The sequence below is a fragment of the Bradyrhizobium sp. genome (assembly GCF_019242285.1).
GTDB lineage: Bacteria > Pseudomonadota > Alphaproteobacteria > Rhizobiales > Xanthobacteraceae > Bradyrhizobium.
Genome location: NZ_JAFAVV010000599.1, coordinates 1 through 10,818 on the forward strand (window position 1 = coordinate 1; position 10,818 = coordinate 10,818).

Annotated in this window: 8 protein-coding genes; 1 reads left to right on the forward strand and 7 read right to left on the reverse strand. The window is 65.3% G+C overall.

Annotated elements, in window-relative coordinates:
* The 5 genes from JOY90_RS24485 to JOY90_RS24505 form a co-directional block, all read right to left on the reverse strand.
* A partial coding sequence (locus JOY90_RS24485) for a TRAP transporter large permease (RefSeq protein WP_291693687.1) occupies nucleotides 1-1,046 on the reverse strand: 1,046 nt, incomplete at its 3' end.
* A complete protein-coding gene (locus tag JOY90_RS24490; RefSeq protein WP_291693688.1) occupies nucleotides 1,043-1,630 on the reverse strand; it encodes a TRAP transporter small permease in 588 nt (195 codons plus the stop codon). The genes JOY90_RS24485 and JOY90_RS24490, both read right to left, overlap by 4 nt.
* A complete protein-coding gene (locus tag JOY90_RS24495) occupies nucleotides 1,630-2,604 on the reverse strand; it encodes a TRAP transporter substrate-binding protein (protein ID WP_291693694.1) in 975 nt (324 codons plus the stop codon). Before JOY90_RS24495 ends, JOY90_RS24490 begins: the two co-directional genes overlap by 1 nt.
* A gap of 115 nt (nucleotides 2,605-2,719) precedes the next feature.
* Nucleotides 2,720-4,423, reverse strand: a complete 1,704-nt coding sequence (locus JOY90_RS24500; protein WP_291693689.1) for an IlvD/Edd family dehydratase — start codon at nucleotides 4,421-4,423, stop codon at nucleotides 2,720-2,722.
* A 141-nt stretch (nucleotides 4,424-4,564) separates the two neighbouring features.
* Nucleotides 4,565-5,383 (reverse strand): NAD(P)-dependent oxidoreductase, encoded by an 819-nt coding sequence (locus JOY90_RS24505; protein WP_291693690.1) that lies wholly within the window; start codon nucleotides 5,381-5,383, stop codon nucleotides 4,565-4,567.
* A gap of 150 nt (nucleotides 5,384-5,533) precedes the next feature.
* Between JOY90_RS24505 and JOY90_RS24510 the strand changes: the two genes are divergently transcribed.
* Nucleotides 5,534-6,502: an SMP-30/gluconolactonase/LRE family protein gene (locus tag JOY90_RS24510; protein WP_291693691.1), complete on the forward strand. Its 969-nt coding sequence runs from the start codon at nucleotides 5,534-5,536 to the stop codon at nucleotides 6,500-6,502.
* A gap of 174 nt (nucleotides 6,503-6,676) precedes the next feature.
* Here the strand turns inward: JOY90_RS24510 and JOY90_RS24515 are convergent, their stop codons facing one another.
* Nucleotides 6,677-8,107 (reverse strand): aldehyde dehydrogenase family protein, encoded by a 1,431-nt coding sequence (locus tag JOY90_RS24515; RefSeq protein ID WP_291693692.1) that lies wholly within the window; start codon nucleotides 8,105-8,107, stop codon nucleotides 6,677-6,679.
* A gap of 198 nt (nucleotides 8,108-8,305) precedes the next feature.
* Nucleotides 8,306-10,669 carry a transketolase gene (locus JOY90_RS24520; protein ID WP_291693693.1) on the reverse strand — a complete coding sequence of 788 codons (2,364 nt, stop codon included), beginning with the start codon at nucleotides 10,667-10,669 and terminating at the stop codon, nucleotides 8,306-8,308.
* Nucleotides 10,670-10,818: the final 149 nt, after the last annotated feature.

A 10,818-nucleotide genomic window follows, 5' to 3' on the forward strand; every position in this document is an offset into this window, starting at 1 on the left:
GTCAGCGCGTTCACCAGCGGCATGAAGATGATGATGGTCGGCACCGGCTCGATGAAATCGCCGACCACGGTGAACAGCAGCACCATCAGCAGCATGATGTAGTGCGGATCGTTGCCGGCGATCGAGGTGATCCAGTCGGCGATGGTGATCGCGCCGCGCAGATAGGCCAGCATGTAGCCGAAGGCGTTGGCGGCGCCGATCGTGATCAGCGGCAGCGAGAAGATCAGACCGGCGAGACAGAAGTCATACGGGATCTGCTTGAGGTGACCGCGGTTGAGCGCGGGGATCACGACCAGGATGATCCACGCCACGGCGACGACGCCGGCCTCGGTCGGGGTGAACCAGCCGGTCAGGATGCCGCCGAGCAGGATCACCGGGATCATCAGCGGCAGCGCGGCGTCGGTCGCCGCGAACATCACCTGCTTGAGCGGCGCGCGCGGCTTGCGCAGTCCGGACGGCCCGAAGAAGTAGCAGTAGATCATCAGCCCGAAGCCGATCATGAAGCCCGGCACCACGCCCGCCATGAACAGGCCGGCGATCGAGACATTGCCGACCGCGCCATAGACAACCGCGGTGATGCTGGGCGGTACCAGGGCCGCGATGGTCGAGGCGGAAGCGATGATGGCCGCGATGAACGCCGACTCGTAGCCCTCGCGCCGCATCGGCCCGCCGAGCGCCCGGCTCATGACCGCGACATCGGCCGTGGTCGAGCCCGACATCTCCGAGAAGAACATGCTGAAGACCACGACGACCTGCGACAGCCCGCCCCGGATATGGCCGACCAGCGACACCGAGAGGTTGGCGATCCGCACCACCACATTGGCCGAGCTCATGAGCTCGCCGACCAGCAGGAAGAACGGAATTGCCAGCAGCGCCTCGGAATCCACGCCATCGAAAATCTTCTGCACGATCGAGGCGAGCGCCACGTCGGCGAGGGTCGCGCCGATGAACACGCCGCCGAGCAGCGCGAACGGCACCGGCACGCCGAGATAACCGAAGAACAGGAAGCAGAACGACATCAACACAAGGATGACGGGTGCGCTCACGACGCGGTCCCCTGCCCGGCGCCCTGTATCAGTGGCGGGATCGCATTGTCGTCGTCCGATGGCGGCTCCGGATGGTCGAAGCCATGTACGATGCCGTTGACCAGCTGCTCGACCGTGAACAGCGCGATCAGCACGCCCGCGAGCGGGATCACGATATAGAGCGAGGCAATCGGCGTGCCCGAGGGCAGCCGGAACGAGCCGAAGCCGCGGAGGAAATTGAGGTAGCCGTACCGGATCAGGCAGAGCGCGACGCCGAGCACGATGAGGCGCGTGAGAACCTCGACCAGGAGGCGCGCTCTGCCATGCATCGCCTCCCCGATCGCGGTCAGATAGAGGTGATCGTTGCGGCGGGTCGCGACCGCGGCTCCGATGAAGATCGCATAGATGAACAGGGTCGAGGTGACCTCCTGCAGCCACAGCCAGGGATGGCCGATGGTGCGGGTCACGATGTCGGCGGTCACCGACAGCGAGAAGCCGAAGCACAGGACGCCGCACAGCATCATGAGGACCAGTTCGAGCCGGTCCAGCGCGCGCCATTTCAGGTGGCGCTGCCGCCGCAGGACGAGCCTCTCGGCGATGGACATCAGTTGATCGCGCGGATCAGGTTCTTGATCTTCTCCGCATGCGGCCCGAGCTCCTTCGCGAGCTTGTCGAGATAGGGATCGGCGATCTCGTCAAAGCTCTTCTTGTCGACGTCCTCGACGATCTTGACGCCCATCGATTTCAGCTTCTTCGCCGCGCTCTTCTCCAGCTCGAAGGCCGCCGCCGGCTCCTTGCTGCTGATCTCGGCCGCGGCCGTCAGCACCCATTGCCGCTGCTCGGCGGAAAGGCTCTGCCAGAGCTTGTCGCTGACATAGACCAGCGCGTTGTTGGCCTCGTGCTCGGTGATCGAGAGTACGGGCGCGACCTCGTAATGCTTGTTGACGAGATAGACGTTGATGCTGTTCTCGGCGGCGTCGACCACGCCGGTCTGCAGCGAGGTGTAGACGCTACCGAACGGCATGTGCACGGTCTGCGCGCCATAGGCCGGGAACATCGTGTCCTCGGTGGCGGTGGCCTGGACGCGGACCTTCATGCCCTTGAGGTCGGCGACGTTGTGGACCTCCTTCTTGCTGTAGATGTGCCGCACGCCCTGCGAGCCCGTGCCGATCACATGCAGGCCCTGGGCGGTCTCGTCGATCATGGTCTTGATGGCCTCGAACACCTGCGGGTCGGCCAGCGCCTTGAGCACATGGGCGTCGTTGCGGAACAAAAAGTGCAGCGACATCACGCCGGCTTGCGGCGAGATCGTCGCGGTGTTGGCCGAGGAGATGATGGCGAAATCGATGTCGCCCGCCTTGACCAGTTGCAGGAGCTGCGGCTCCTGGCCGAGCTGGGCGCCCGGATACTGGTCGATGATCATCGTCCCCTTGCTCAGCTCCTTGAGCTTGTCGGCAAAGAGATCGCCGGCGATCGAATAGCCGGTGTTGCGCGGTTGGTCATAGGCAAACCGGAAGTGCTTGACGTCCTGTGCGTGTGCACCGACCGCAAGCAGAAGGGCTGCGAGCAACCCGCCGATGAATGGAGCCCGATGTCTCACGATTGTCCTCCCCGATGATGCCATTTTTCGGCAATCATCCCATCGCGCTCGCGGAGTTGTCAATCGAGCATCCGGCACGGGCGGCGAGAGGCGCCTATTTCCCTTCTTTTCGCATGAAATCGAAATCGCAGCCCTCGTCGGCCTGCAGGATGGTTTCGTTGAAAAGTTGCGCATAGCCGCGGGCTGCCCATTCCGGCGCCGCTGCCGGCCTCACGGCCGCGCGGCGCTTGTCCAGCTCGGCATCATCGACCAGCAGGTCGATACGGCGGCCCGCGACGTCGAGCCTGATCTGATCGCCGTTTCGGACCAGCGCCAGCGGCCCGCCGACCGCGGATTCCGGGGTGATGTGCAGCACGATGGTGCCGAACGCGGTGCCGCTCATGCGTGCATCCGAAATCCGGACCATGTCCTTGACGCCTGCGCGCAGCAGCTTTCTCGGGATCGGCAGATAGCCGGCTTCCGGCATCCCCGGCGCGCCCTTCGGACCGGCGTTGCGCAGCACCAGCACGTCGTCCGCGCTGACGTCGAGATCGGGATCGTCGACGCGCAAGGTCATGTCCTCGACGGAGTCGAACACCACCGCGCGGCCGGTGTGCTGCAATAATGGCGGACTCGCGGCGGAATGTTTTATGACCGCGCCGCGCGGCGCGAGATTGCCGTGCAGCACGGCCACGCCGCCTTCCGGCTTGATCGGATGATTGCGGGCGCGGATCGCGTCCTGCCCCGGCACCTCCTCGGCATCGGCCACGACCTCGCGCAGCGTTCGGCCCTCGATCGTCCCGGCATCGAGATCGATCAGGTCGCCGAGCTGCGCCAACAGCTTCGGCACGCCGCCGGCATGGTGAAAATGCTCCATGTAGTGGGCGCCCGACGGCTTCAGGTCGACCAGCACAGGCACCTCGCGGCCGATGCCGTCGAAGGCATCGAGATCGATGCGGTGCTTCGTCCGGCCCGCGATCGCGGTCAGGTGGATCAACCCGTTGGTCGAGCCGCCGATCGCCTGCAGCACCACCTGTGCGTTGCGAAATGCGGATGGGGTCAGAAGCGCGCTCGGCTTCGGCCCCTTCGCCTTGGCCATGGCGGCTGCGACCCGGCCGCTCGCCTCCGCGAGCCTGAAGCGCTCGGCATGCGGCGCCGGAATCGTCGCGCTCATCGGCAGCGACAGGCCCATCGCTTCGGTGATGCAGGCCATGGTGGAAGCCGTGCCCATCACCATGCAGGTACCGACCGACGGCGCCAGCCGCCCGTTGACGGCTTCGATCTCCTGGTCGTCGATCTCGCCGGCGCGGTATTTCGCCCACAGCCGGCGGCAATCGGTGCAGGCGCCGAGCACCTCGCCCTTGTGATGACCGACCACCATCGGCCCGACCGGGATCACCGCCGTCGGCAGGTCGGCCGAGATCGCCGCCATGATCTGGGCCGGCAGCGTCTTGTCGCAGCCGCCGATCACGATCACGGCGTCCATCGGCTGGGCGCGGATCATTTCCTCGGTGTCCATCGCCATCAGATTGCGCAGATACATCGAGGTCGGATGCGCAAAGCTCTCGGCGATCGAGATGGTCGGGAACACGAAGGGCATGGCGCCCGACAGCATCACGCCACGCCTGGCCGCCTCGATGATCTCTGGTACGTTGCCGTGGCAGGGATTGTAGTCGCTGTAGGTGTTGGTGATGCCGACGATCGGGCGGTCGAGCGCGTCGTCGGAATAGCCCATCGCCTTGATGAAGGCTTTGCGCAGGAACAGCGAGAAGCCCGCATCGCCATAGCTCGTCAGTCCCTTGCGCAATCCGTCGGTCATGGTCGTGCCCTCTCCACCTCTGCCTGTCATTCCGGGGCGCGCGAAGCGCGAACCCGGAATCTCGCGATTCCGGGTCTGGTCTGGAGCTTGTCATCGGGCCGCGCTTCGCGCGGACCCGGTGGGACCATCCCGGAATGACGGCTACTTCTTCTCGACGATCCGGCTCCCGTCACCGGAAAACTCCATGCCGCAGAACGTGCCGCCCTGGTAGAAATCGCCGACCGGGTCAGCCTTCAGCTTGGCCTGCTCGGCGAAGGCGTGCTCGCGGAAATCTTCGGCCTTGCCGGTCGGGCGATAGCCGAGGTCATAGGCGCGGTGATTGTCCCACCAGGACCGCTCATTGTCGGAAGCACCATAGACGATCTCGAAACGGATGTCGGGATGCTCGAGCCCGATCCGGCAGAGCTGGACGAGATCCTCCGGCTTGAGCCAGATCGACAGGCGCCGGTGATCGAGCGGCTTGTCGCCGAAATTGCCGATCCGGATGCAGGTCACCTTCAATCCGTGCTTGTCGGCATAGAGGGCGCCGGTCGCCTCGCCAAAGGCCTTGCTGACGCCGTAGCGGCTGTCCGGCCGGGGGGTCACGTCGGTGCCGATCCGGTGGTAGCGCGGATAGAAGCCAACCGCATGGTTCGAGGAGGCGAACACCACCCGCTTGACGCCCTTGCGGCGCGCGGCCTCGAACAGGTTGTAGCAGCCGATGATGTTGGACTGCAGGATGTCGTCCCAGCGGCCCTCGACCGAATAGCCGCCGAAATGCAGGATGCCGTCGACGCCATCGCAGATCGCCTCGACCTGGGCGAGGTCGGACAGCTCGGCGGCCTTGAACTTTTCGTTCGCGCCGAGATCGGCCGGCGCCTTGATGTCGCTGAGCAGCAGGTCCGGATAGATCGGCGGCAGCAGCTTGCGCAGGCTGGTGCCGATTCCGCCGGCTGCGCCGGTCATCAGGATGCGTGGCATTCGTCCCTCATGGTCTCAAGGATGTTGGCGACCCCTTTGCGGGTCTTGTTTGCGGGTCTTGTTTGCGGGTCTTGGCCGACAATGATAGCAATTTTTGCGAAGCGGATGTCAAACCCGCCGCGAGCGGGAACACAACAACGAGAACTGCACATGTCAGATGCCAATTCCCACACTCTCGGCTGGCAGCCGGCGACCTATTATCCCGATCCGGCCATCCACGCGCTCGATCCCCGGTTCGAGAAATACTGGCTGAAGCTCTCGGCGGTGGAACGGCTCACCACCGGCCTGCGCTGGGCCGAGGGCCCGGTGTGGTTCGGCGACGGCCGCTACCTGTTGTGCAGCGACATCCCCAACCAGCGCATCATCAAGTGGGAGGAGGAAACCGGCGCGGTCAGCATCTACCGCAAGCCCTCCGGCTTCGCCAACGGCAACACCCGTGACCGCCAGGGCCGGCTCGTCACCTGCGAGCATGGCGGCCGGCGCGTGGTGCGCATCGAATATGACGGCTCGCTCACAGTGCTGATCGATTCCTTCGACGGCAAGCGGCTGAACTCGCCGAATGACGTTGTCGTGAAGTCCGATGGCTCGATCTGGTTCACCGATCCGGTGTTCGGCCTGCTCGGCAATTACGAGGGCTACAAGGCCGAGCCCGAGATCGATGCCAATGTCTACCGCATCGACGGCGCGACCGGAAAGGCCACGGTTGTCGCCGAGGGCGTGCTCGGGCCGAATGGATTGTGCTTCTCGCCCGACGAGAAGCAGCTCTACATCGTGGAATCCCGCGGCGTGCCGAACCGCAAGATCCTGGCCTATGACGTCTCGGAAGGCGGCGACAAGATTGCCAACAAGCACGTGCTGATCGATGCCGGCCCCGGCACGCCCGATGGCATGCGCTGCGACATCGACGGCAATCTCTGGTGCGGCTGGGGCATGGGCAGCCCGGAGCTCGACGGCGTCATGGTGTTCGCGCCCGACGGCGCGCCGATCGGCCGCATCGCCCTGCCCGAGCGCTGCGCCAACCTCTGCTTCGGCGGCGTCAAGCGCAACCGCCTGTTCATGGCATCGAGCCAGTCGATCTACGCGCTCTACGTCAACACACAAGGCGCGCTCGGCGGGTAGGACAGCCACGAAATCGTAGGATGGGCAAAGAATCGTAGGGTGGGCTAAGCGAAGCGTGCCCACCATCTTGCAGCACGCTCGCTGAAAGATGGTGGGCACGACGCTTCCACCTTCGCTCTGCGAGCTACGGCGGACGCGGTCGCGTCTTAGCCCACCCTACTTCGTCGCTACGGCCTACGCCGCGTTGAACCCCGCGACCGCCTTGGCTTCGAGATATTCCTCGAGACCGTACTTGCCCCATTCGCGGCCGTTGCCGGACTGCTTGTAGCCGCCGAACGGCGCGGCGCGCTCGTTCGGCACGCCTTGCAGGTTGACGTTTCCGGCGCGGATCTGGCGGCCGACCTTGCGCGCATGCTCGACGGTGTCGGCCGTGACGTAGCCGGCCAGCCCATAGGGCGTGTCGTTGGCGATCTTGATCGCCTCCGCCTCGTCGTTGGCGCCGAGGATGGTCAGCACGGGCCCGAAAATCTCCTCTCGGGCGATGGTCATGTCGTTGGTGACATCGGCGAAGATGGTCGGACGGACGTAGAAGCCCTTGTTGACGCCCTCGGGCAGGCCCGGACCACCGGCGACCAGGGTGGCGCCTTCGTCGATGCCCTTCTTGATCAGCGCCTGGATCTTGTCCCATTGCACGCGATTGACCACGGGGCCGATGGTGGTGCCGTCGGCGCGGGGATCACCGGCCTTGGTCTTGTCGGCCACGCCCTTGGCGATCGCGGCGACCTCCTTCATCTTCGACAGCGGCACGATCATCCGCGACGGCGCGTTGCAGGATTGTCCCGAGTTGTTGAACATGTGCATGACGCCGCCGGTCACCGCCTTGGTCAGGTCGGCGCCTTCGAGGATGACGTTCGGCGACTTGCCGCCGAGCTCCTGACTGACGCGCTTCACCGTCGGCGCGGCACGCTTCGCCACATCGATGCCGGCGCGGGTCGAGCCGGTGAACGAGATCATGTCGATGTCCGGGTGCTCGCTCATGGCGGCGCCGACCTCGGGGCCGAGGCCGTTGATCAGGTTGAACACGCCCTTGGGCACGCCGGCTTCATGCAGGATCTCGGCGAAGATCAAGGCCGAGGTCGGGGTGAACTCGGACGGCTTCAGGATCATGGTGCAGCCGGCGGCGAGCGCGGGCGCGACCTTGCAGGCGATCTGGTTCAACGGCCAGTTCCAGGGCGTGATCATGCCGACCACGCCGACCGGCTCGCGCACCACCATGGCCGAGCCCATCGGCTCCTCGAAGGGGTAGTTCTTCAGCACGTCGAGCGTCGACATCAGGTGGCCGAGGCCGGCGCCGGCCTGCAGCCGCTCCGCCATCGGCAGCGGCGCGCCCATCTCGTCGGAGACGGCGGCGCCGATCTCCTTCATCCGGCCCTTGTAGATGCCGATGATCTTCTCGAGCAGCGCGACGCGCTCCTCGCGGCTCGACTGCGAAAAGGTCTCGAAGGCGCGCTTGGCGGCGGCGACCGCCTTGTCGACATCGGCCTTGGAGCCGAGCGCAATTTCGTACATCGCCTCTTCGGTCGCGGGATTGACGACCGGGGTGGACTTCTTGACGACCGGATCGACGCAGGCGCCGTCAATGTAGAATTGCATGCGATTGACCATCGTTAACCTCTCGAATTGCGGGCGACGGAAATACGGGAACGGACGCGTTCGGCAACCATCCTTGCACGAAAGGTCCTCGGATTGAACCCGCCATATGCGGCAGCCAGCGACACGGCTCATGCTGGATATGGCGCGCCGCAACGAAGGTGGCAAGGTGAGCCCTTCATCCTCCTCTGGAGGGGGAGGGTAAGAGCAAGATCACACCGCCATCTTGCGGTGCAGGACCGGGGCGCCGGTGGTCAGGCTCTCGGCGGCATCGATGATGGCGTTGGCGTCGATGCCATAGGCGCGGTAGAGATCGTCGATGGTGCCGGTCTGGCCGAAATGCTCGACGCCGAGGGCCTCGACGCGGTGGCCACGGACGCTGCCGAGCCAGCCCAGCGCCGCCGGATGGCCGTCGATCACGGTGACGATGCCGCAATCGCGCGGCAAGGGTGCCAGCAGCTTCTCGATATGGCTCAGATGCTGCACACCGCGGCGGTCGCGCCGGAGCTTGCGCGCTGCGGTCCAACCCGAATGGAGCCGGTCGACCGAGGTGATGGCGAGCAGGCCGACGTCGCGCCGGCTCTCTGCGATGAAGCCGGTCGCCTCGATCGCTTCCGGCGCCACTGCGCCGGTATAGGCCACGATGACTTCCGCATTGGGCCCGGGCTGCCGCAGCCAATAGGCGCCGTCGGTGATGGCGGCTTGCAGGTTCTGGCCGAGCTGCCGTTGCGGCTGCTCGATGGTCCGCGTCGACAGCCGCAGATAGACCGAGCCACCCTCGCCGGTTTCGCGCTGCATGTGCGCAAAGCCCCAGCCCATGATCACGGCGAGCTCGTCGACAAAGGCGGGCTCGAACGAGGCGAGGCCATCCTGCGCCATGCCGATCAGCGGCGTCGCGATCGACTGATGCGCGCCGCCTTCGGGCGCCAGCGTGATGCCGGACGGCGTCGCCGCGACCATGAAGCGCGCATCCTGGTAGCAGGCGTAGTTCAGCGCATCGAGGCCGCGCTCGATGAAGGGATCGTAGAGCGTGCCGACCGGCAGCAGCCGCTCGCCATTGATCGCATGCGACAGCCCGAGCGCCGACAACAGGATGAACAGGTTCATCTCCGCGATGCCGAGCTCGAGATGCTGGCCCTTGGGCGAGAAGTCCCAGTTATAGGTCGAAGGGATCTTCTCGCTGCGGAACAGGTCGGCTTTTTCCGCCCGTGCAAAAAGCCCGCGCCGGTTGACCCAGGCGCCGAGATTGGTCGACACGGTGACGTCCGGCGAGGTCGTGACGATGCGCGAAGCGAGTTCGCTGTCGCCGCGGGCGACCTCGTTCAGCACGAGGCCAAAACCCTGCTGGGTCGACATCTGCGCCGACGGCTTGAACGTCAGCGCCGGCACCTCGACCACCGGCGCGGTGAGGCGGCGATGCTCCGGCTGATTGAACGGCACGGCGGCGAGGAACGCGGCGAGCTCGGCGGTATCCTCGGCCAATCCCTCGAACTTGTCCCACTCCTGGCCGGCACGGATGTTCTGGCTGGCGCGCCATTTCTCCATCTGAGCGACTGTCATCAGCCCGGCGTGGTTGTCCTTGTGGCCCTGGAACGGCAGGCCGACGCCCTTGATGGTGTAGGCGATGAAGCAGACCGGACGGTCGTGATCGACCGCCTCGAACGCCTCCAGCATGCTGACCGTGTCATGGCCGCCGAGATTGGACATCAGCGCCAGCAATTCGTCGTCGCTGCGACGCGCGATCAGCTTCGACACCGGACCCTGGTCGCCGATCTCGTCCTGGAGGTGCTTGCGAAACGCGGCGCCGCCCTGGAAGCACAGCGCCGCATAGAGCGCGTTCGGGCAGTTGTCGATCCAGCGCCGCAGCGCCTCGCCGCCCGGCTCGGCGAAGGCCTGCCGCATCAGGGTGCCGTATTTCACGATCACCACGTCCCAATCGAAATTGCGGAACATGGTCTCGAACTTCTCCCACAGGCCCTCGCGCACGACGGCATCGAGGCTCTGGCGGTTGTAGTCGACCACCCACCAGGTGTTGCGCAGGCCGTGCTTCCAGCCTTCCGCCAGCGCCTCGAAAATGTTGCCCTCGTCCATCTCGGCGTCGCCGACCAGCGCGATCATGCGGCCCTCGCGGCGATCCTTCATCCAGCCATGCGCCTTGACGTAATCCTGCACCAGCGAGGCGAACAGCGTCTGCGCGACGCCGAGGCCGACCGAGCCGGTGGAGAAGTCGACGTCGTCGGTATCCTTGGTGCGGGACGGATAGGACTGCGCGCCCTTGAAGCCGCGGAAATTCTCCAGCTTGTCGCGGGTCTGCCGGCCGAACAGGTACTGGATGGCATGAAACACCGGGCTCGCATGCGGCTTCACCGCGACGCGATCCTCGGGGCGCAGTACGCCGAAATAGAGCGCCGACATGATGGTGGCGAGCGAGGCCGAGGAGGCCTGGTGGCCGCCGACCTTCAGGCCGTCGGTGTTCGGGCGGATATGGTTGGCGTGGTGGATGGTCCACGACGACAGCCACAGCACCTTGCGGGCCAGCGCGGACATCAGTTCGAGGCGGCGCGGTTCGATCGCCATGGCAAGCCTCCAGCGACTCTTAGAATCCTTCGAATTTTAGTCCCGCGGGCCGTTCATGATATCTCAAATTTTTACACGGGGCAGGCAGATATTGGTATATCTTACCAATGCACCGCCATTTGCCGACAGTTCATCCCAATGCCTGCGCT

Excerpts from the sequence above, each read along its gene's own strand:
- JOY90_RS24505 (WP_291693690.1), bottom strand. The coding sequence starts at position 5,383 with ATGCCACGCATCCTGATGACCGGCGCAGCCGGCGGAATCGGCACCAGC.
- JOY90_RS24520 (WP_291693693.1), bottom strand. The coding sequence starts at position 10,669 with ATGGCGATCGAACCGCGCCGCCTCGAACTGATGTCCGCGCTGGCCCGC.
- JOY90_RS24500 (WP_291693689.1), bottom strand. The coding sequence starts at position 4,423 with ATGACCGACGGATTGCGCAAGGGACTGACGAGCTATGGCGATGCGGGC.
- JOY90_RS24510 (WP_291693691.1), top strand. The coding sequence starts at position 5,534 with ATGTCAGATGCCAATTCCCACACTCTCGGCTGGCAGCCGGCGACCTAT.
- JOY90_RS24490 (WP_291693688.1), bottom strand. The coding sequence starts at position 1,630 with ATGTCCATCGCCGAGAGGCTCGTCCTGCGGCGGCAGCGCCACCTGAAA.
- JOY90_RS24515 (WP_291693692.1), bottom strand. The coding sequence starts at position 8,107 with ATGGTCAATCGCATGCAATTCTACATTGACGGCGCCTGCGTCGATCCG.